The following is a 22,358-nucleotide window of genomic DNA, read 5'->3' on the forward strand; positions in this document are numbered from 1 at the left end:
GAAGTAGAGAGGCCGCATCGTTCGCGATGCGGCTTTTTTCTATGCGGAGAGCATCTCGATCTGCCGCCGGCTCTCTGCGGCTCCGGCTTCTATGCCGCAACCTTTGTACAGCGCGCCTGCCTCGCTCCATAGCGATGCGGCTTCGCTTCTCTGGCCCATATTCGTTTTGAGCAGGGCATAGCCGCGCAGCAGATTTGCGAGGTCGAGGGGCGGAGTGTCCGGGTTCGAGCGATAGAGCGCCAGTGCTTCCGCGTAAGAGGCTTCCGCTGCGGCAGTATCGTCGCGGTGCCGCAGCACATCCGCCAGGTGCCGTATCGTGTGCGCCAGCCGCAGGGGTTCGTCGATCTGGCGCAGAAGAGCAGAGGCCTCTTCGTAACATCGTTGCGCGTGCTCGTTCCGTCCCTCATCGCGCTCGATCTGGGCAAGGCCATTCAGGGAGCGAGCCAGATCCTTCTGCGTGTGCGGACTGACCCGGCTGAGGGCCACGGCCTGGGCGAAGCATTGGCGGGCATCCTCGAGACGGTCATCGCGCCGCGCCTCGTAGCCGTTCGTCATCAGTTCTTCGACGCTCGCCATGGCCGGCATTCTTGCACGATTTGTAATGCGCTCTCAAGCCCTGAAACGTCTGCAAGGAGTGGTTCGTGCTTCCCCACTCAAGCCAACACCGGGCCTGGGTGGGCCATTGTCGACAAACTGCGAATCCCACGTCTCAAGGTCGAGACGTGGGGCACCCGGGGTTCTTTCGTCGACAAAGACAAACTGTCATTCCGACCGAAGCGGCCGCAGGACGGAAAACGTCTCGCTCCGGTCGGAATGACAGATGCCTTTTCGCGGCCAGCGGGAGCGGAGGCCGAAGGCGGATCGCCCTGCGCGCAGCAGTTATTGCACCTGCCTGACCAGCACTGAGACGCCGTACGCGGCACCGCCTGCGATCGCCGAGGTCTCGGCTGAGACGGTCACCGGTTGCCCGGCTTCGATGTGCAGTGTGCACGGGCCGGCGAACTGCTGCGTCGAGCCTGCTGTCAAAGATACGGCCGCGCTGGTCGCGCAGCTCTGCATGCCTGCGCCCGGAGCGGTGACGACGGAGACCCGCACGGCATCGAGACGGCCGGATGCACCCACGGTCGAGGCCCGAGCATTCAGCGTGATCTCATAGGTCCCGGTGCGCGGCACGGTGCAGACAGGCTGCTTCGCCAGCGGGGACGTAAGGCCGTCGCGATCGAAGCTGCATGCCGTGGCATTGCCGATGGCTTTGCCATTCGATGCTCCCTGCAACGGGCTGCCGTTCAGGCGGACATGCCCCTGCCCATTTTCATCGGTCACGGAGAAGGTGCTGACCCATGCCTTGCCATCCCAGCGGTCGAACTGCCATCCCGCTGTCGCGCCGGGGCTGCCTGTCAGGCAGAAGCGGTGCGCCGCGTGCGGACTTTGCGGCGTGCCCGTGTCGAACCAGCAGGAGGAGCTCGCGAACTGGTGACCCTTTGCCGAATCGCTGCCCGGGTTCGTACCCAGCTCGCCATCGATGGTGGAGACCGCCTGCTCATAGAAGCCGTGATAGGTGTTGATCCACCCGGCCGCATCGGGGCGCGAGAGCACGACCTGCGCGGTGTCGCCGTTGGGATAGGTTGCCGCATGCACGAGTGGCAGCAGGCCCGTCTCGCCTTCCACGCCATGCAGCACGGAGCTGGTCTGCAGGCGGAAGGCTGCCCCTTCCGGCGCGCTCAGGATGTTGAGGACCGCGCTGGAGTGCGCCTTGATGAACCCCATGCCCAGCGGCTCCGGACCGCCGGTGAAGAAGGTATTGCCGATCAGGGTGAGCAACGCCTGCCCGGGCGCTGTGGCTGAGTTCGTCTTCTTTGCGCCGCTGAAGAAATAGCCATCGGGAATCACGCCCGCGATGATGCTGCCGCAGGTGTTCACGCCGCTGTCGTCGCACTGCGCGGCGTAGCCCTTGCCGCCGGGGACGATGCCGCTGAAGTGATTGGTCAGCAGCGTCAGGCCGCTGCCATAGTTCAGCGTGTTGTCGATCATGTGCACGATCGAGCCGGCCGGCCAGGTGACTCCCGCAGGTGCGGTCGAGGCCAGCGGCCCCGTGGCGATATGGCGCTGGGCAAAGTACATGCGGCCGTCGCCTGCCATGCCTGCCACGCATGCCTTTTCGTACTGGCCGCGCGCCACTCCCGGCACGGCGGACGACGGCGAGGAATCGCCCCAGACAAAGTCCGACGGCATGATCCATTCCTGCTCGTAGCAGGTGTCGCCGAGGAAACGCTTCACATCGCCGGGCTCCGAGGCATAGTCGGGGAACCAGCTCGTATCCTCCACAGCGGCGGAGCATCCGGAGGCGCAGTCGGCTGCGAGAGGCGCGGAGAGCTTGGTCGAGGGATAGACACCGCCCACGATCACGCCTGCGTTCAGCACCGGGCGATCCGCGTGCGGAAAGTCCTCGAAATAGAAGTTGGCGATGGTATTCGCCTCCGAGATGGCGACGTGGAAGGCGGGCTGATACTCGAGCGTCTTAATCGATCCACCGTAAAAGGCGACATCGGCGCCGCTCATCCACACCGCGCCATGCGGATCCGGGCGGATCGGCGTGGGGTGGCTGGCGTTCGGCTCGGGAAAGCGGCCGTCGACGCAGTTCACGTTGAAGCAGTAGCCATCGGCGGCGATGCCGGGGTCTTCGATGTTGGTCTTGTAGAAGTGATCTTCGTTGGTGTTGACCGTCATCACGATCGGCCAGCGCACCGCGTCGATCTCGAGGTTGTTGGACTCGATGCGTTCGGAAGAGCCGAGTAGCGCCAGTCCGCGTCCGCCGGAGTTGTACAGCTTTATGTTGCTGAGCCGGTAGCCGGGCGCGTCGATCACCTCGAGCAGCGTGCCGGTGTTTTCGTGGCCGCTGCCCGCGATCATCAGGCCGTCGATGCCGCCCGAGCAGAGGAATGGGTCCGGGCTGCCGTGTGCGGGCGGATAGACGGTGATGGCGTTCGTGCGTACACCCGGGGCCAGCGTGAGCGCCGAAGCCGTAGGGCCGTCAGTGAGCACCTGCAGGCTGTAGGGCAGGCGCAGGCTCTTTGTCAGGCGATAGTTCCCGGCCGGCAGATAGACCGAGGCGAGCTGGCCGCCGATCGTCCGCGCATCGGCGTAGTCGATGGCCGCCTGGAGCGCGCAGGTCGAGTCCTGTATGCCGGTTGGGTCGGCGGCGTTCGGGCAGGAGGATCCGAAGTCGCGGTGCAGCACATTCACGCGGGGAAATTTGCTGATCGGGGCGGAATCGGACTGAATCCGGGCCTGCGACAGTGCAATTTGCGCACCGTCCGGAGATTGCGCGAGCAGGGTTGCGGGCGCGAGGAGCGCGGCCAGAAGCAGCACGGCCAGAAGCAGCCCCGGGATGGCCGGACGAAGAAGGCGCATGGAGTGAATCCTCCTGCCCAGTGTAGGTGCGGGTGACATCTGTCAGACGCTTTTCATGACCAGACTCTCTGCCGCCTGGAGGCTCTTCGGGGCGATGCTGAAGGCAGATCAGGAGGGCATGGCAATGGACAGGATCCATGAAGTTCCGCTGGCAGAGCAGGAGGAGGGGCTGTTGAACCGGCTGGCTTACGCGGTGGGCGTGGCGCTGATCGCCGTCGGCGCGATAACGCCGCACGGCACGCACTGGACGGTCTGCGGGGTTGCGCTGGTGGCTTTCGGCTACGTCTTCTAAAGCGCCGCGCCCGCCCGGCTGAGGGCGGCGCGGGCGCAGGATGTCCGGAGTCAGTGCAACAGGCGGCTTAAGGGGGTCAGAACCGCATCCAAACTTTGCGTCGGCAGTGAAAAAGGAGAAGATCGAATGTTCTCAGTACGTTGGAAGACCCCGCAAACGGCAGGATTGCAGAAAACGCGGCTGCGCGCCGGAGGCGTGATGCTGGCCGCCATGCTGGTCCTGACTGTAGGCCTGTCCGGCTGCCACAAGAACGATGCAGCAAAAAGCAGCCCGGCTCAGCCCACCGGCGCGGCTCAGGACTCTGTGGCCCAGCAGGAGGCCAGCAATACGCTGGCAACTCCCGGGCAAAATGCAGCTCCGGCTGCGCAGGCGGGTCAGCCTGCTCCTGCGGCGTCGGCTGCTCCTGCTCAGCCGGTGCCCGCTCCACCTGCCGCCTCAGCGGCCGCTCCCTCGCCCGCACCCGCGAATCCTGCCGTAGCCCAGCAGCAGGCTCCGCCGCCGCCGGCCCCGGCTCCCGTGCCGGTGGTGAGCGTGGCCGCCGGAACCCCGCTGCGTATCCGCCTCGACCAGACCATTGATGTGAAGCACGCCCATGCCGGCGACCATTTCCACGGTGTGATCGCTGAGCCGGTCATCGTGGACGGCGCAACCCTCATCCCCACCGGCTCGCTGGCCAGCGGTGAGATCCTCGAAGCCCATCGCCGCGGCCACTTCAAGGGCCGCTCCGTGCTTGAACTGACGCTGGTCGGCATCGACGTCAACGGCCACCACTATCGCATCGCCACGGCCACGGATGTGCGCACCAAGAAGGGCAAGGGCAAGCGGAGCGCGGCCTTTATCGGCGGCGGCGCGGGCCTGGGCATGCTGGTGGGCGGCGTAGCCACCGGCGGCGTCGGTCTCCTGGTGGGCGGATTGGCTGGCGGTGGAGCCGGAACCCTCGGCGCGGCCTTCACCGGAAACCGGGATATCAAGATCCCGGCCGAGACGGTCATGACTTTTCGTCTGGCGCATTCCATCCAATTGCAGTGAGCGGAGTCTAACTCTCAGAGCGGCCACCGGGACAACAATGGCGGTGGCCGCTTCATCCCGCAGCCGGAAGTCGCATCGCGTCAGATACAATGAGAATCTGGCGCAGGCGTCTGTCGGCCGGAATGTTTCTTGAGAGAACTGAGAATCCGAAGAATGAATTGGCAGTGGTTGAGGCGTAGCAACTGCGCGCGATCCGGAAAGCGGCACGCGGGCCTGGCTTTGGCGGCATGGATGATCTCAACCGGACTGGGTCTGGGCTTTACGGCTCAGGCGCATGCCGAGACACGGCTTCAGGTCTCTTCGGCCCGGGAAACCGACGACAGCGGCAAGTCCAAGCTGGTCTATACGGCACGCGTGGCTGAGGCCACCGGAGACAGCGTCTCCGGCGGCACCGTGAGCTTCGAAACGGCCAAGGGCTCGCTCGGCTCGGCGGTTGTGACCGATGGCGAGGCGTCCATCAAGGTCGATAGCCTGCCCCCGAAGACCACCAGCATCAACGCGGTGTACCACGACTCCACCGGCGCGGCTGTCTCCTCGCAGAGCATCTCCGTGTCGCCGGCCGACTCCTCCGGAGTTGCCGACTTCACCGTGACCGCCAGCCCCTCGTCGTTGTCGACGACCGCCGGCGATTATGTCACCACCACGGTGACCGTCACCCCCGAGAATGGCTTCTCCGAGATCGTGACGCTCTCCTGCTCCGGCCAGCCTGCGACGACGACCTGCACCTTCAGCCCGTCGACGGTCACGCCGACTGGCACGACGGCTGTGACCAGCACGCTGCAGATCCAGACCACCGCGGCTTCGGGCAATTTGTCCCGCCTCGGTGCCCCTGGTTCGTCGCAGCGCACGGTCTGGGCTTTTGCCGGGCCTGGAATCCTGGCACTGGCCGGTCTTGGCGCGCTGCGCCGCCGCAATGCCGGGTTCTTCCGCATGGTGGGCGTTTTCGCTCTGCTCGCAGCCGGCTCCTTCGGCCTGACTGCCTGCTCGGCTCGCTATGCCTATCTGAATAAGGGACCGTCGCCCACCGGTGGTACCGCAGCCGGTACCTACACCATCGCCATCGAGGCCGTCGGCAACAACGACAGCACGGTGACCACGCACTCCGTGGACGTGACTCTGACGGTGAAGTAGCGCTCGGCAGTAAAACAGCCTGAAAACAGAAAGCGGCTCCGGATTTCCGGAGCCGCTTTGCTTTTGTTTTGCTTCCGCTTACGCCAGCTTCGAGCATACGTGGGGCGCCCTAAGAACACTGCAATCCCACGTCTCAACGTCGAGACGTGGGGCACCCAGCTGCTGCGCGCAAGGCGATTCGCCTTCGGCCTCCGCTCCCTTTGGTCGCGCTCCGGCTTACGCTTCTATTTGAGCCTTGAGCCCTGTTTACGGCAGCCGGCAGACTTGTGCGGCGATGTTCCGGTAGGGGCAGTCGAAGCCGGTCGGGGTGTGGATCGGCAGCAGCAGCCACTGCACGCCGAAAGGCCGCAGCCGTGCGAGGCGCTCGGCGTCGGTCATGCTCTCGATGCCTTCCTGGGCCGCGTACTGGCGATGCCAGGAGTCGGCGAGTTCGGGGAAGACGACCGCCACGCCCTCATCCTTGTAGTCGGCGAGGAGGCTGCGCCGGGCCGCGGCGCGGAAGCTCTGGGTGTCTTCTCCGGGCAGGAGGACGAGATCGGGATCGGAGGCGAAGACCGCATCCCTGGGCGTGTTGTGCGCGATCCAAAGGAAGGCCTGCGACCAGGGGTTGCGCGGCTTCAGGCCCGGCCATTCGATGTGCGCAGAGAAGGGCATGGTGCTGCGCTGGCTTTGATAGAAGATCGAAGCCACCACGGCGACCAGGATGAAGGCCATGGCCCGTGCCCGGCGTCCATGCACGGACGAAAAGCTCACGTGGCCCAGCAGCCCGCCCAGGAGCAGCACTCCGATGGCGTACAGCAGGTGGAAGCTGCGCAGCGGCTGGAGCCGGACCAGCAGCATGGATCCCGCCGGGTGCACGAAGAGCACGCTGAGAGCGACAAATGTAACCGCGCTGAGCACGGCGGTGCCGCAGAGGCGGCGAATGCCGGGTGATACCTGAGAATTGCGGGCGGCCAACAGGAAGAGAATCACGGGCATTACCAGACCCAGCCATTCCCACGGCTCCCAGCGGGATGGCAGCAGGTAGACACGGCTGCCCACGGCCTGGTGATAGGCGGCTGTGGCATGGGTGCGAAGGCTGATGAGGAACAGGATCAAGGCGCCTGTCACGTATTCCGCCGCCAGCAGGATCGCTCCGCGCGGGAAACCGAGCTCGACCAGCGCGAGCAGGGCGAGGAACGTGACCGCATACAGGCCCATCAGCGGATGCAGCAGAATGGCCAGCACCAGCAGCAGCGCCGCTCGTCCCCAGCGATGCCCGAGGATCGCCGCCAGCGCGAAGAGGCTGAGCGGAGTCGAAAACGAACGCGCCGTGACGTAGGGGTCCATCAGGAACAGCGAGGTGCCCGCAATGGGAAGCGTGAAGCATGCAGCGGCCAGCGCAGTGGCGCACCACACTTCCGCTGTGCGTGCGAAGAGCCGCTGTGCGACCGCACGGCAGGCCAGCAGGAAGAGCACGATCGAGACCAGGTGGGTCACGAGCAGGAGCAGCGGCAGCGGCAGGTGTGTCCATGCGGCCAGCGCGGCCAGCACATGCGCGAAGAGCGAGAGATGCGTGTGCGCGGCGACGAACTGCGCGTCGGGGCGATACAGCTCCGGGTGCATCAGGTGCAGGATGCCGGCGTCATAGATGCCGGCATCGTCCGCCCAGGGATGCCAGCCATGAACCAGGAGGACAGCGAGCGTCAGCAGGGCAATGCCGGCCCAGATAGCAACGGGACGCGGAGCGACCTTCGCATGAAATGCCTGACGGGGCCGGGCAACAGCGGGTGGAGCGGGAGCGGAGGCGATCAGAAGAGAAATCAAGGAAGCCCGAAAAAGTGAAAACTTATTCTAACCCGCACTGACTGGGGGACCTCCGGGCGGACTGACTTTTAGACGCGATGGCAGGGGGCTTTGGACGCAGCGGGCCCAAAAGGGGTCCGCACCAAATTTGCCTTCGAAGTGTCATTCCGACCGAAGCGACCACAGGGAGCGCAGTGGAGGAACCTGCAGTGAGTCCGCTCGCTCCAGAAGCCCTTGATAAGCGAACGAAACTGCAGGCTCCTCCACCGCGCAAGACGGTAAAACGGTCTCGCTTCGCTCGGAATGACTGGCTTCTTTTAAGAATCCTGCCCAGTGCAGGCATGCCGAAGACAGCCAGGGAACGATTCCAGGGAAAACAGCCCAAAAGAAAAGCCCGGCCTCCGCGAGGGAGACCGGGCCGGTGTGTGCGTTCCGGTTAGAACTTCTCGGGAAGCTGTGCCGTGCTCCAGCCGCCGCCGAGCGCCTTGATGAGCGACACGCTCGCCGCGAACTGCCGGGTCACGATGTCGGTCTGGGTGCGCTCGTTCGAAAGCTGCGTGGTCTGGGCGGTCAGTACTTCGAGGTAGGTCGTTACGCCGCCCTTGTAGCGATTCGTGCTGAGCTGCAGCGAGTGCCGCGAGGAGTCGACGGCGCGGGTCTGCGCCTCCGCCTCGTCGTTCAGGATGCGCAGCGCCGCCAGCTCGTCTTCTACTTCCTGGAAGGCGTTGAGCACCGTCTGACGATAGGTCGCGGTCTGCTGGTCGTAGGCGTCACGCGCCGACTGCGTCAGCGCATGGCGCCGTCCGCCGTCGAAGAGCAGTTCCGTCGCCGAGGCGCCCAGCGACCAGAGCGCGCTCGGTCCTTGCAGCCAGTTGCCCGGCCGCGTGCTCTCAAATCCGCCCGCGCCGTTCAGCTGGATCGTCGGATAGTAGGCCGAGATGGCGATGCCGATCTGCGCGTTCGCCGCGTCGGTCCGGCGCTCCGCGGCGGAGATATCCGGACGCCGTTCCAGCAGCTCTGTCGGCACGCCGGTGGGAACCACGGGCAGCGTCAGGTCGAGCGGCGAGAAGGGCAGGGTAAAGGTGGAAGCGGAGACGCCGATCAGCGTGGCGATCGCGTGCTCATACTGCGCCCGCGCCACGCCGATGTCGATGTCCTGCGCCTTGACCGTGTCGAGCTGCGTCTGCGCCTGCGCCACGTCCACGTCCGTCGCCACGCCGCCCTTGAAGCGGACCTGCGTCAGCTTCAGGTAGTCGGTGTCGGCGTTCACGGTGTTGTCGAGCAGCCGCTTCTGCGAATCCAGGCCACGCAGCTCGAAGTAGTCCATCGCCAGCTCCGAGCGCAGGCTCAGCTCGGTGTTGGCCAGGTCCGCAGCCGAGGCCTGCGCGGTCGCCCGCTGCTCCTCGACGGTGCGCCGCACCTGCCCCCAGAGATCCGGCTCCCAGCTCGCCTGGCCCGCAATGGTGAAGGTGTTGTACTGGTAGCTCGTCTGGCCGGGAACGGTGTTGGGCTGGTGGTAGGACTCTTTCGTGCGCGAGACCGACGGTCCGGCGCTCAGCGTCGGATAGTACGCGGCCCGGGCCACGCTCACCTGCTGGCGCGCCTGCTGGTACTGCTCATAGGCGGCCTTGAGCGTCTGGTTCGAGACGGCAACCTTCTCCTCGAGCCCGTTCAGCTGGGAGTCGTTATAGATTTCCCACCATTTGCCCTTCGCCATGGCGTCGGCAGGGGTGGCCTGTTTCCAGTCGCCGCCCGGGGGATTCGGCGGCGGCGTTTCTTTATAGGCCGCAGGCGCCGGAGGCGCGGAGGGCCGCTGATAGTTCGGGCCCACCGAGCAGCCGGCCAGCGCCATGAGCGCCAGGCTGGCTGCGGTGAGCAGGCCGCGGGATGGAATGGATGCGGGGTTGCGCATGACTACTTCCCGCCTCCCTGGCCACCGGTCTGGCTGCTGGTTTGGCCCTGGCCCGGGTTCTGCTGCTGCTGTTGCGGGCCCTGTTTCTGCTGCTGCACCTGTACCGTCTCACCGTCGATCAGTGAGTCCGGCGGGTTCTGGATCACTTCGCTGTCCGCCTCCAGCCCCGAGATGATCTGCACCGTCTTGCCGTCGTCCTGGCCGATCACGACCGGCACCAGCTTGGCCTTGTTGCCCTGCACGATGCCCACACGCAGGCCCTCGGAGCGGAACATCAGTGTCGAAACCGGTACGACCTGGGCCTTCTGCGCGGCCGGGATCTTGAAGTGGACCTGCGCGTAGCCGCCCGGATAGAGCGTGCCCTTGCGGTTGTCCACGTCCACTTCCACCAGCAGCGTACGGGTGGTCAGGTCGATGGCCCGCGCGGTGCGCACGATCTTGCCTTCGAAGTTCTGGCCGGGAAATTCGGTGAGCGTCAGCGTCGCTTCCACGCCGGGCTTCATCGCAGGCTGGTAGACCTGCGGCACGTTCACGTAGACGCGCAGGATGTGCTCATCCGATAGGTGGAAGAGCTGGCTGCCGGGCGTGGTGCCTGCGCCCTCGTTGATCAGCGAGCCGGTATCCACGTTGCGCAGCGTGACCGTGCCGGAGAACGGCGCGTAGACCTTCTCGAAGCCGACCAGCTGCTCATAGTGCTGCACATTGGCCTGTGCCGACTCCACCTGCGTGTTGGTCGACTTCTCCTGCGTGGTGAAGGTGTCCGTATCCTGCGCGGAGACGGCGTTGGCCTTGAGCAGGTCCTGGTAGCGGGCCGACTGCACCTTGGCGTTGCCGGCGTTCGCCTGCGCGGTGGCCAGCTCGGCCTTGGCCTGCGCCAGCTCCTGATCCACTTCCGGGCTGTCGATGATCGCCAGCAGCTGTCCCTGCTTCACGTGAGCGCCGATGTCGAAGTACCACTTCTGCAGGTAGCCGTTGGTGCGCGCGTAGATCGGCGCATCCACGTAAGCCTGCATGTTGCCGGGCAGGATGACTTCGTTGATCGGCTTGCCGGGCTGCGGCTTATCGACCAGCACGCTCGGCGCAGCCAGGTCCGTGGTCTCCTTCTGCAGCTCCTTTTCCGCATGGAGCCGCGGCAGGATACCGGTGACGACGAGGACGGCGGCCACAACAAGAAGAATGAAGAGCAGCAACAACGCCTTACCGCCGGAAAGCGGGGGCCGGGAATGTTCTGTAGTATTCGCAGGTTGATTCATCACTGGTTCTCCGCCGTCTCGGGCTTCTTGGAATGTTCGCGCGCTTCGCGCTCGCGCTTTTTCTTCTCCGCGCGGCCATGCAGGACGCTGAAGAAGGTAGGTACGAAGAAAAGGGTCGATACCGTGGCAAAGAGCAGACCGCCGATGACGGCGCGTCCCAGCGGCGCATTCTGCTCGCCGCCGTCGCCCAGTCCCAGCGCCATGGGCACCATGCCGATGATCATGGCCAGTGCCGTCATGATGACCGGGCGGAAGCGCACGAAGCCGGCGCTCAGTGCCGCGGCTCGCGCATCCCCGACCGTCTCCTCCAGCTGCTCGCGGGCAAAGCTGATGACCAGGATCGAGTTCGAAGTCGCCACGCCCATGCACATGATGGCGCCGGTCAGAGCCGGCACGCTGATGTGCGTGTGCGTGAGGAACAGCATCCAGACGATACCTGCAATCGCCGCGGGCAGACCCGAGATGATGATGAACGGATCCATCCACGACTGGAAGTTCACCACGATCAGCAGGTAGACCAGCAGGATCGAGAAGACCAGTCCGGCCATCAGGCCGAAGAACGAGGTCTTCATCGTCTGCACCTGGCCGCGTACTGCGATTGTCGAGCCGCGCGGCACCTTGCTCTTGTTGTTCGCCAGGATTTTCTCGATCTGCTTATCCACGCTGGCAAGGTCGGTGTTCACGACGTTGCCGTAGATATCGAGCACCGGGGCGATGTTGTAGTGCGTGACCGTGGCCATTTCGTTGCCCGGATTGATGGTAGCCACGTTGCCCAGCACCTGTCCCGGATTGGCCGCGGTCGGGGCGGTCGTCGAAGCTTCAATGACCCCGTTCGGCTGCGGCGCAGGGGAGGCCGAGGTCGTGGAGGCTCCAAGCACGGGAATGTTCCTGAAGTCGTTCATCGAATCCAGGTTGTACTGAGGCGACTGCACGGCAATTTCATAGCTGGCCCCGGTGGTCGGGTCCATCCAGAAACTGGGCGCGGTCTGGAAGCTGCCGCTGGTGGCCGTCAGCAGGCTGTTGGTGACGTTCTGCTCCTGGAGGCCAAGCTGCTGGGCCTTCGTGCGGTTGACATTGACCGTGAGCACCGGCTGATCGAAGGGCTGCTGGATGCGCATGTCCGCGGTGCCCGGCACCTGCTTGATCTGGTTAAGCAGCTGCAGCGCCAGAGCATGGTTGGCCTGCAGATTCTTGCCCGTGACCTGGATATCGATCGGCGCGGGCAGACCGAAGTTCAGGATCTGCGTCGTCATGTCCACCGGCAGCGTGTAGAAGGTGACGCCGGGGAAGCGACGGTTCAGGATCTTGCGCAGCTTCTGCACGTAATCGTCGGTCGGATGATGCTTCTCGGTCAGCGAAACCGAGATGTCCGCATCTTCCGGACCGATGACCGCGTCGTTCGCGTACGAAGTGTTGATACCGCTGTAGGGCAGGCCGATGTTGTCAATGATGGTGACCAGTTCGCTCTTCGGCACCACCTCGCGGATCGTGCGGTCCACCTGGTCGCAGAGGTCCGCCACGTTTTCGATACGCGTGCCGGTCTGGGCGCGGACGTGGAACTCGAACTGGCCGCTATCGACCGACGGGAAGAAGTCTTCACCGAGGAACGGGTAGAGTCCTGCCGCTGACACGATCGCCAGGATCAGGAAGACGATAAGGAAGATCGCCGAGTGGCCGAGGCAGAACTCGAGGATGCCGCGATAGCCGACGCGCAGCTTCTCGAAGTAGTGCTCAAAGCCGAGCTGCAGGCGCACCAGAGGATTGCGGCTGCTCTTCTTGCTCTCGGCCTCATGCTCGTCGTGCTCCTTGAGCAGGTACTTGGCCATCGTCGGCACAACCGTACGCGAGAGCAGGTAGCTGGCCATCATGGCGAAGCAGACCGCCTCGGCCAGCGGCACGAAGAGGTACTTCGATACGCCGGTGAGGAAGAACATCGGCACGAAGACGATGCAGATGGAGATGGTGGCGACCAGCGCCGGAACCGCGATCTGCGCCGCGCCATCGAGAATCGCCTGCTCGATCGCCTTGCCTTCTTCGAGGTTGCGGTTGATGTTCTCGATTTCGACCGTCGCGTCGTCGACCAGGATGCCGACGGCCAGCGCCAGGCCGCCGAGGGTCATCAGGTTGATCGTCTCGCCGAGCGCCGCCAGCAGCAGCAGCGAGGAGAGAATCGAGAGCGGAATCGAGACGGCGATGATCAGCGTCGAGCGCCAGCTGCCGAGGAAGAGCAGGATCATGACCGCCGTGAGGCAGGCGGCGATGATCGCCTCACGCACCACGCCGAAGACGGCCGCGCGGACGAAGATCGACTGGTCGCCCAGCGGGGTGATCTTCAGTGCCGCGGGGAACTGCGGCTGAATGTCCACCAGCTTCTCGCGGATGCCCTTCACGATGGCCAGCGTCGAGTTGTTGCCGGTCTTGATGATCGAGAGCAGCGAGGCTCTCTGTCCATCGACGCGCACGATGTTGGTCTGCGGCGGGAAGCCGTCGCGCACGTGGCCGATGTCGTGCATGTAGACCATCGCGCCATTCACCGAGCGAATGGGCAGATCGTTCAGCTCCGAGATCGCCAGCGGTGCAGCATTGGTCTCGATCTGGTATTCGAAGGTGCCGATCTTGATGGTGCCTGAGGGCAGAATGATGTTCTGCTGGCCCATTGCGGTGGAGACGTCACCCGGTGTGACGCCCTTGGCCTGCATCAGCTGCTCGTTGAGATCGACCTGGATCTGGCGCTGCTTGCCACCGTACGGATACGGAATACCCGCGCCGGGAATGGTGACCAGCTGCACGCGGATGAAGTTCAGGCCGAAGTCGTTCAGCTGCTGTTCGCTGAGTCCCTGGCCGGAGAGGCCGAGCTGCAGGATCGGCACGCTCGAAGCCGAGTACTGCAGCACCAGCGGCGGCGTCGTGCCGCTCGGCAGCTGTTTCAGCTGCGTCTGGCTGATCGCGGTGATCTGCGCCACGGCATTGCCGATGTCCACGCCCGGCTGGAAGTAGACCTTGATCACGCCGATGCCGTACATGGAGTTCGACTCGGTGTGCTCGATGTCGTTGACCGTCGTCGTCAGCGTGCGCTCGCTCTGGTACACGATGCGGTTGGCCATCTGCTCGGCCGACAAACCGGTGTACTGCCACACGATCGAGACGACCGGGATATTGATGTTGGGGAAAATATCCGTTGGCGTGTTGAAAACCGCCAGCGGCCCGAGAATCATCAGCAGAAGCGCAAGGACAGCAAAGGTGTAAGGCCGTCGTAGCGCGAGGCGAACAATCCACATAACGTTTCAGCGACTCCGAGATCGGTGAAGCGGACATTCCAGGCAGGGCGCGCAGCGGTTGCGGCGACGGCTGCCTCTGGTCCGCGAAGGACTACGCAAGCTGAAGAGACGTTTCCTCTGAGGACGGCAGCGGTGGACGCCACGTCCCTTATCGGAATTGCCCTCCAGTACGTTCGCGATGCAAGCCAACAGGCTGAAGCCGCGGCAGGCACGGGAACATGCCTGACCCGCTCCGGCCGGAGCAAACAACAAGACCCGAAGCCGGAAAGGTGAGAGCCGGATGCCCCGGGCAGGGATAGCACCAAAATACAACTAGACGAAGAAGGGGAAGCGAAAGACGCCCATTCGTCTCTGCCGCCGTGGCAGCGGAAGAAGGCGCAGCAACGGTAGAGATTTGGATGACGGGGTGTGGACGAGCGATGCGGAGATTCTGACGAAAATGGCTCTGCGGCGATATTTCAGGAAGTAGTTCTAGCCCACGTCTCAAATCGAGACGTGGGGCACCCGGGGTTCTTTTCGTCTTAACAATAAGGTTGTCGTTCCGACCGGAAAGGCAGATGGCCGTGGAGTGGAGGCACCTGCAGTTCTCCCTGAACAAGCGAAGATGCGGGTGCCCCATCCAAGCTTTGCTTGGGTGGGAGGGTAAGGCCATCCGCAGTTTTCCCTATCCAGCGAAGAACCGCAGGTTCCTCCACTGCGCGAGACGAAAGACGCCTCGCTTCGGTCGGAATGACAAATCTGCTTGGAGTTAGTGCTTCCCCACTCAAGCCAACTGCAGGCTTGAATGGGCCACCGTCCAAGTTGATGCTCTATCTGAGCCCTGTCAAAGATTGAGCTTTTTGAAAATACGTTCGGGGATACTTCGGATGATGAACATGATAAGCGCCCAGAAAGGCGGCAGATAGACCACATCCCTGCGCTTCTCCACGGCCTTCAGAATGCCGTGCGCCACGGCCGCAGGAGACGCAAAGAGCGGCGAAGGCGGCAGGTGCGCCGTCATCGGCGTCCGCACAAAGCCTGGCTTGATCGTGAGCACCTGCACTCCGGCGCGGTCGATGCGGTTGCGCACGCCGTCGAGGAAGATGGTAAGCCCGCCTTTGGATGCGCCGTAGACGTAATTGCTCTTGCGTCCGCGGTCACCGGCCACCGATGAAATCACCGCCAACGTGCCCTGCTTCGATTGCTCGAAGTAGTTCGCCAGCCAGGTAATCATCGAGACCGGAGCCATGAAGTTCGTGCCCAGAATCGCCTCGGCCACGGGATAGCTGGCCTCGGCTTCCGGCTGCTCGCCGAGGATGCCGTGCGCCAGCAGCGCCAGCTCGATGGTGCCGAGGTTGAGAGCGGCAGAAGCCAGCATCGCCGGGTGCGCCACTGTGTCGTCAAGGTCCATCACATGCGTCGCCACGGAGGCTGCTCCACGCGTGCGCAGATCGGCGGCCACTGCTTCGAGGCGTTCGGCGTTGCGGGCCACGAGAAAGAAGCTCACGCCGCGTCCGGTCCCTGCTTCCACAAAGGCGCGCAGTGTCGCTTCGGCAATGGCCGAGGTTGCGCCCAGCGCGAGAATGCGCGTGGGCAGCGGGCGTGCATTCGATTTAGCCATCGATCGGTCTCCGTCCGGTCACGCGCTGCCAGAAGGCCGAGTCGAACGCGGGGTCAATGTAGGGCAGGAACTCCTGCCACTGCGGATAGAAGGCCTGGTACTGGGCCGCGGTCATGCGGGCGTCCTTGGCCGAGTACATGCGGCCACCATAATCGAGCGTGATCGCCGCCAGCCGGTCGAGCAGATCGAAGCTCACATCCTGGCGGATGGGGAAGTCGAGCGCCAGCATCACGCCCGGCGCGGGGAAGCTCATCAGGCCTGGCGAAGGGATATCGCCGAAGAACTTGATGACCGCAAGGAAGGAGGCCAGCCCGGAGCGCGTGATCGCCTTCAGGATCTCGGCCATGCCTTCCTTGCCGGCCTCGAAAGGAATCACATTCTGGAACTGCAGCAGCCCGGCCTTGCCGTACATCTTGTTCCAGTGCAGCACCGAGTCCAGAGGGTAGAAATACGGCTCGTAGTCGACCACCGACGTCTGCTGCTTCTTGAGCTGCTTGTTGTAGTACGCGGTGTTGAAGGCCGCCATCGAGAACTTGTTCAGCGCGATTTCCGGCAGGTCGAGGGGGAAAGCCAGCCACGGCTCCTTGCTCTTGGCGAGCGAGCCGGGAATCGTCGCGTGCTCGCCCTGCATGAAGATGCCGCGCGCAAAGTTCTTGCCTGTCGCCACGCAGTCGATCCACGCCACCGTGTACTCGCTCTGCGAGCTCTCGGCGAGCGCGAAGAACTCGTCGAGGCCTACGAACTTGTCGCCCTGGTAGTCGATCATGCGCGAGACGATCGGACGCAGCCGGATCTCAGCCCAGGTGATGAGGCCGGTCAGGCCCATGCCGCCGACGGTCGCCCGGAACCACTCCGCATTCTCCGTGGGGCTGCACAGGATCCGCGTGCCGTCCGAGCGCACCAGTTCGAAGCGCGGGACGTGACATCCAAAACTCCCGGCGGTGTGGTGGTTCTTGCCGTGGATGTCGTTGGCGATCGCGCCCCCGACCGTCACGTACTTTGTGCCCGGCGTGACCGGCAGGAAGAAGCCGCGCGGCACTGCGAAGTCGAGGATCTCGGCCAGAGTAATGCCGGCCTCGCAGCGCAGCAGGCCGCTTTGCGGGTCGAAGGCGATCAGCCGGTCCATGCCGCGGGTGTGCAGCAGCGTGCCGCCTTCGAGCAGACAGACATCACCGTAGCTGCGCCCGGCGCCGACCGGCAGCATGTGCCCGGTGGTCTGCTGGCGAAGGGGAAAATCGCCGCGCCAGTGCAGCGGCACCAGCGTGGCGTCGAGACGAGGGTACCGTCCCCAGCTCTCGAAGCTGGGTTTGGATTTCGATCTGGCCATAAATGTCCGGAGAACAGGGCTCCTGTTTCTGAGGTTACACGGAGGAAGAGGTCGGTTTATATGGCGGCCAGCACGGCGATCACCGCGATGCATGCGCCGATCAGCAGACTCATCCTGTCGGTGACGGCAAAGATCACCGGGTCTTCATCGAGTTCACCACGTGAGGCCAGCAGCCACACCCGGCTCAGCCACAGGATCATCAGCGGCGTCATCAGCCACATCCGCGTGGGGTGGTGATAGAGATCCATGATGTCCGGGCTGTTGATGTAGAGCGCGAAGACCACCACCGCCGCGTAGGCGCTGGCCGTGCCGAAGGAGCGCAGCTGCTCGATATCCGAGAGCAGGTAGCCGCGGCCGTTTGAAAGCGCCTGGCCACTGGCCTTCACGTTCTGCAGTTCGGCAAAGCGCTTGACCATCGCCAGCGAGAGGAAGAGGAAGACCGAGAGTGCCGCGAGCCATGGCGAGAAGGTCACGCTGGTCGCCGCGCCGCCCGCGAGCATGCGCAGCGTGTAGAGGCCGGAGAGCAGCACGACGTCGATCAGCATCACCCGCTTCAGGTGCAGCGAATAGGCGAGTGTCGTCACCAGGTAAGTGACGAGCCAGCCGAGGAAGCCGATGGGGAGCATCGCGGCTCCGGCAAAGGCGAGCGCGAGAAATGTCGCCGAGATGAGCACGCCGCTCTTCGGCGAAAGATCGCCCGAGGCAAATGGCCGCCGCCGCTTCTTGGGGTGCTTCCGGTCAGCCTCGATATCCAGCAGGTCGTTGACGATGTAGGTTGCCGAGGCGCAGAGGCTGAAGCTCAGGAAAGCAATGAGCGCCTGGCCGACGAGCCGCAGGCTCAGCATGTGCGCCAGCAGCAGCGGCACGAAGATGAGGACGTTCTTCGCCCACTGGTGCAGGCGGATGGTCTTGAGCAGGACTTTGCCCATCGGGGCGCGGTCATCGAACTGCCGTGCGACGGAGACCTTGTGGCGGCGCAGCAGCCCGCGCAGGGCGCGGTCGGGGTTCGCCGTCATTGGCTCGGCGGAGTGCTGCAGCAGCGGCAGGTCCGGCCGCGCGTTGCCGATGTAGTCGAAGCCCTCGGCGGCGAACTTCTGCTGCAGGCTGCCGAGCTTGTTGTGCCCGGTCAGGTTCGTGGTTCCGTCGCTGGCCAGTACTTCGTCGAAGATGGCGAGATGATCGGAGATGCGCCGCGCCAGCGTGGCGTCGGCGCCGGTGGTCAGGTAGAGCCTGCGCCCCTCGCGATGCTGCTCCATCAGGTACTCGAGCAGCTTGCGGTTATAGGGCAGATGCGTAGGGTCGAGCTGGACGAAGCTTCCGACTTTGGACTTGAGTGCTGCCTTGCCGCCGGAGATCCAGAGCGGAGCCTGCAGCGCCTTCAGCGGATAGGTGCGGGCGAGCAGCAGCAGCGAGTCGACGAGGGTGTCGCTCTTGACGAGGGTGCCGTCCAGGTCCACGCACAGCGCGCGGCCGGATGCGGCGGCAGTTTCATCGGGGGCCACAGCCTGCGATACCATTGGCTCTCCTAAGGCGCAACAGTCAGCAGCTCCGTTCTCATACGGGCGGCTTACTCAATCGGGCGAGTGAAGGGGCCGGTCGTGTGTGCGCCGGCCCCTTTCAGCGAATTATGGTTGCCTGCAGCCCGTTCCGGCCACCCTAGTGGGTAAGGATCGGCTCCAGCGCTGCGGCCGAGTGATCCCTGCGGTGTTCCGGGAAGTAGGCATTCAGTATGTACTGTTCGATCATGCGCTGCGTATTAAAGTACGAGCCGTTCAGCGCGATCGTCGAACGCATGATCCGTTTCCACTGATTCTGGTCGCCATAGTATAGCGGCAGAATCACCTGCTCGAGGTGCTCGTAGAGCGAGGTCGCCTCGCCGGCATCGTCATCGTGGTCGGCGATGGCCCAGCCGGTTACGCCCTCGATCCAGCCCTCGATCCACCACCCGTCCAGGATGCTCAGGCTGGGCACGCCGTTCAGCGCCGCCTTCATGCCGCTGGTGCCCGAAGCCTCATAGGGGCGTTTCGGCGTATTCAGCCACAGGTCCACGCCGCCGGTCAGCAGAGCGCCCAGCTGCCACTCGTAGTTCTCGAGATAGACGATGCGCAGGTCGGCGTTGCCCAGCTCCTTCGCCAGCTCGATCACGCGCCGGATCTTGGCCTTGCCGGGTTCGTCGGCAGGATGCGCCTTGCCGCTGTAGATCACCTGCAGGCCGCCGTGCTCGTGGGCCATCTTCACCAGCCGTTCGGGATCGGTGAAGAGCAGGTCGCAACGCTTGTAGGTGGCCGCGCGCCGCGCAAAGCCGATGGTAAAGATATCCGGCCGCAGCTCGACGCCGGTGCGCTCGTTTACTGCTGCAATCAGAGCCAGCTTCGACTCGCGGTGCGCCTGCTCGATCTCCTCTTCCGGGATGTCGATGGCGTAGCGCAGCGAAATATTGTCCTGCCGCCAGCGCGGCATATGGCGGTCGAAGGCTGCCTGGATGGCGGGCGAGGTCCAGGTCGCCGCGTGTACGCCGTTGGTGATCGCGTCGATCCGGTATTCGGGGAACATGGCGCGCGAGACCTTGCCATGCTGCATGGCCACGCCGTTCACGTAACGCGCAAAGCGCAGCGCGATGTACGTCATGTTCAGCAGCCCGTCGTGGAAGCAGCCCAGCCGCTCGAAGGTCCGTGTGCGCTCCGGCCCCAGGATGCGGTTCGACTGGTCGGCGGAGAAGCGGTCGTGTCCGGCGGGCACAGGCGTGTGCGTGGTGAAGACGCAGCGGCGGCGCACCGCATCCACGGTGGACTCGTCGGCGCTGTCCAGCGGCGAACCGAAGAGCTGCTTCTCGAGCAGCGCAATGGTCAGCAGCGCCGCGTGGCCTTCGTTCATGTGATACACAATCGGCCGATAATCGAGCGCCTCCAGAATGCGGGCGCCTCCGATGCCGAGCACAGCCTCCTGGCGCAGCCGGTAATCGCCGTCGCCGCCGTAAAGATGGTCGGTGAGAATGCGGTCCTTCGGATCGTTGCGCTCGAGGTTGGTATCGAGGAAGTAGATCGGGATGGTGTGGCCGGTTACGCCGATCACGTCATGCCGCCAGGCGCGGATGGTCACCGGCCGGTCTTCGACGACGATGGTCACGGTAGGCCCTTCGGCCGTCAGCTGGGACTCAATATCCCAGGGCTGCGTCTCTTCGGTCTGCACGCCATCGGCGTCGAGGTGCTGCCGGAAGTAGCCCTTGCGGTGAGCCAGGGTGAGCGCCACCAGGGGCAGGCTCAGGTCTGCGGCCGAGCGCAGGGTATCGCCGGCAAGCACGCCCAGGCCGCCGCTGTAGGTCGGCATCGAGGGATCGACGGCGATTTCCATCGAAAAGTAGGCAACGACGCTGCGTTCCTGTGCAGACGCCAGTTCGGCCATTTGCTGAAGCTGATTGAATCGCATGTGTGGAAAGCATCTCCGCGAACAGAGTAGGGGCCACTCCGCGGAAAGCTGTCCGGCGGCCCGAATGCGGACCATGCACTGCCGGCAGGTAGCCGAGGAGGCCGCGTTTTTCGCCAGCGCTAACGGAGCGCCGGTTGGACGCTGGCGCATGTCCACGTGCCGCGGCCAGCTCCGATTAGCCAGATTCTAGCAAGCCGGTTCCGGAATCCCGAGTGAAAAGCGGAAGACAGGGACGCTGGAAAGGTACGACTTTCGCGGTAGTTTGTGCGGAAGGGATGGTTTGTTGCGCCGGGGGAGTCTTTCCTCTTTACAGCAAACTGTCATTCCGACCGGAGCGGCCGCAGGCCGCGCAGCGGAGGAACCTGCGGTTCTCTTTGCATATGCGAGGATATCGGTGCCCCAGCCAGGCTTCGCTTGAGTTGGGAGGATAAACCGCCTGCAGTTTCTTCGATCCAGCGGAGAACTGCGGGTCCTCCACTTCGCGAGACAAAAAGCGTCTCGCTTCGGTCGGAATGACAGATCTGCTTTGGAATTAGTGCTTCCCCACTCAAGCCAACTGCGGGCTTGCATGGGCCACCATCGGAATCGAGCAAGCCCACGTCTCAGAGTCGAGACGTGGGGCACCCGGGTTCTTTTCTACACGAAAAAGAATTGTCATTCCGACCCGAGCGGCCGCAGGCCGCGCAGCGGAGGAACCTGCGGTTCTCTTTGCCCTACTCCGCGATGCGGTGTACGCCGTCCGAGGCGTGGCAGCGATAGATATCCGCCGAGATGCCTGTCGCCGCGTGATACCCCTTGCGCAGGTTCTCGATGAAGGTCGTCGCATGCGCCTCTTCGACGAGGTTCACGGTGCATCCGCCGAAGCCGCCGCCGGTCAGGCGTGCGCCGATGACACCCGCCTCCTTCGACGCCAGATCGACGAGGATATCGGCCTCCGGGCAGCTGCCCTCGAAGTCGTCGCGATAGCTGGCGTGGGCCTCGTACATCAGGCGGCCGAGCGTCTTCAGGTCGCCGGCCTCGAGCGCCGCCGCTGCGGCTACCGTGCGGTCGTCCTCGGTAATGACGTGGCGTGTGCGCTTGAGCACGTCGGGCGGCATCTCGCTGCCCCACTTGGCCAGGTCGTCCACGGTCGCGTCGCGCAGAAACTTGATCTCCGGCCGGTGCGCATGCAGGATGCGGGTGCCTTCTTCCACCTCGGCGCGGCGCGTGTTGTATTCGCCACCCGCGTGCGAGTGCTTCACCATGGTGTTCGAGATCACGATCGCGATATTGGCCGGGATCGGCGCAAGCTTGTAGTCGAGCGAACGGCAGTCGAGCAGCAGCGCGTGATTTTCCTTACCGCAGCAGGCGATGAACTGGTCCATGATGCCGGTCGACGCGCCGACATAGACATTCTCCGCGCGGCGGCAGAGCTGGGCCATCTCGGGCAGGGGAATCTCCTTGCCGGTAAGGCTCAGCAGCGCGCTGATCGTCGCCACCTCGACGGATGCGGACGAGCTCAAGCCTGCGCCCAGCGGCACATCGCCCTTGAGCGTGAGGCTAAATGCGGGTACGTCGATACCCTTTTCGCGCAGCGCCCACAGCACGCCGAGCGGGTAATCGCTCCAGTGGTGCCGCGCCTTCTCCGGAAGCTGCTGGAGCGAATGCGTGACTGTCTCATTAAAGTTCTGCGAGGCGATGACGACCTGCCCATCGGTGCGCGGCGAGATGGCGGCGATCGTCTCGAAATCGATGGCCGCGGGCATGACGAAGCCCTCGGCATAGTCGGTGTGCTCACCGATAATATTGACGCGGCCCGGCGCGGAGAACAGCGCGGGCGCCTGCTGGAAGGCCTGGAGATGGGCTTCCCTGGTACCGTTTACATCTAGCATCGAACAAGCCTTTCTAAGCTCTGCGGATTAACGATAACACTAT

Annotated in this window: 14 protein-coding genes; 3 read left to right on the forward strand and 11 right to left on the reverse strand. The window is 64.2% G+C overall.

Translation table 11 applies throughout. From position 1 onward, the window contains the following. Positions 1 to 39 precede the first annotated feature (39 nt). Both QM649_RS12110 and QM649_RS12115 read right to left on the reverse strand, forming a co-directional pair. Positions 40 to 576, reverse strand: coding sequence for a tetratricopeptide repeat protein (locus QM649_RS12110; RefSeq protein WP_415199304.1), 537 nt, complete (start codon positions 574 to 576; stop codon positions 40 to 42). A 303-nt stretch (positions 577 to 879) separates the two neighbouring features. Then, a complete protein-coding gene (locus QM649_RS12115; RefSeq protein WP_415199305.1) occupies positions 880 to 3,411 on the reverse strand; it encodes a glycosyl hydrolase family 28-related protein in 2,532 nt (843 codons plus the stop codon). Between the two features lie 55 nt (positions 3,412 to 3,466). Here QM649_RS12115 and QM649_RS12120 point away from each other — a divergent pair, with 55 nt between their 5' ends. The 3 genes from QM649_RS12120 to QM649_RS12130 all read left to right on the forward strand — a co-directional run bounded on the left by QM649_RS12120 (position 3,467) and on the right by QM649_RS12130 (position 5,863). After that, positions 3,467 to 3,703, forward strand: coding sequence for a hypothetical protein (locus QM649_RS12120; RefSeq protein ID WP_415199306.1), 237 nt, complete (start codon positions 3,467 to 3,469; stop codon positions 3,701 to 3,703). Positions 3,704 to 3,829: 126 nt separating this feature from the next. Then, a complete protein-coding gene (locus QM649_RS12125; RefSeq protein ID WP_415199307.1) occupies positions 3,830 to 4,732 on the forward strand; it encodes a hypothetical protein in 903 nt (300 codons plus the stop codon). A 231-nt stretch (positions 4,733 to 4,963) separates the two neighbouring features. Then, the gene (locus QM649_RS12130) at positions 4,964 to 5,863 is read left to right on the forward strand and encodes a hypothetical protein (protein WP_415199308.1); all 900 of its coding nucleotides are present in this window, start codon (positions 4,964 to 4,966) and stop codon (positions 5,861 to 5,863) included. A gap of 246 nt (positions 5,864 to 6,109) precedes the next feature. Here QM649_RS12130 and QM649_RS12135 read toward each other — a convergent pair whose 3' ends face one another. The 9 genes from QM649_RS12135 to galK form a co-directional block, all read right to left on the reverse strand. Further along, positions 6,110 to 7,669, reverse strand: a complete 1,560-nt coding sequence (locus QM649_RS12135) for a DUF6798 domain-containing protein (protein WP_415199309.1) — start codon at positions 7,667 to 7,669, stop codon at positions 6,110 to 6,112. 415 nt (positions 7,670 to 8,084) lie between these two features. Beyond that, positions 8,085 to 9,560 (reverse strand): efflux transporter outer membrane subunit, encoded by a 1,476-nt coding sequence (locus tag QM649_RS12140; protein ID WP_415199310.1) that lies wholly within the window; start codon positions 9,558 to 9,560, stop codon positions 8,085 to 8,087. Positions 9,561 to 9,562: 2 nt separating this feature from the next. Continuing rightward, entirely contained in the window at positions 9,563 to 10,813 is a 1,251-nt protein-coding gene (locus QM649_RS12145) for an efflux RND transporter periplasmic adaptor subunit (protein ID WP_415199311.1), read from the reverse strand. Then, positions 10,813 to 14,091, reverse strand: a complete 3,279-nt coding sequence (locus tag QM649_RS12150; protein WP_415199312.1) for an efflux RND transporter permease subunit — start codon at positions 14,089 to 14,091, stop codon at positions 10,813 to 10,815. The genes QM649_RS12145 and QM649_RS12150 overlap by 1 nt, the downstream gene beginning before the upstream one ends. An 823-nt stretch (positions 14,092 to 14,914) precedes the next feature. Beyond that, entirely contained in the window at positions 14,915 to 15,691 is a 777-nt protein-coding gene (locus QM649_RS12155) for an SDR family oxidoreductase (RefSeq protein WP_415199313.1), read from the reverse strand. After that, positions 15,684 to 17,018, reverse strand: a complete 1,335-nt coding sequence (locus tag QM649_RS12160) for an FAD-binding oxidoreductase (RefSeq protein ID WP_415199314.1) — start codon at positions 17,016 to 17,018, stop codon at positions 15,684 to 15,686. The genes QM649_RS12155 and QM649_RS12160 overlap by 8 nt, the downstream gene beginning before the upstream one ends. A gap of 56 nt (positions 17,019 to 17,074) precedes the next feature. Further along, positions 17,075 to 18,535: a UbiA family prenyltransferase gene (locus QM649_RS12165; RefSeq protein ID WP_415199315.1), complete on the reverse strand. Its 1,461-nt coding sequence runs from the start codon at positions 18,533 to 18,535 to the stop codon at positions 17,075 to 17,077. A gap of 139 nt (positions 18,536 to 18,674) precedes the next feature. Next, on the reverse strand, positions 18,675 to 20,444 hold the full coding sequence (glgP, locus tag QM649_RS12170; RefSeq protein WP_415199316.1) for an alpha-glucan family phosphorylase: 1,770 nt from the start codon (positions 20,442 to 20,444) through the stop codon (positions 18,675 to 18,677). Between the two features lie 713 nt (positions 20,445 to 21,157). Then, complete coding sequence (gene galK / locus QM649_RS12175; RefSeq protein WP_415199317.1) at positions 21,158 to 22,315, reverse strand: galactokinase; 1,158 nt, start codon at positions 22,313 to 22,315, stop codon at positions 21,158 to 21,160. Positions 22,316 to 22,358: the final 43 nt, after the last annotated feature.

This window comes from Silvibacterium sp., assembly GCF_047605705.1.
GTDB lineage: Bacteria > Acidobacteriota > Terriglobia > Terriglobales > Acidobacteriaceae > Silvibacterium.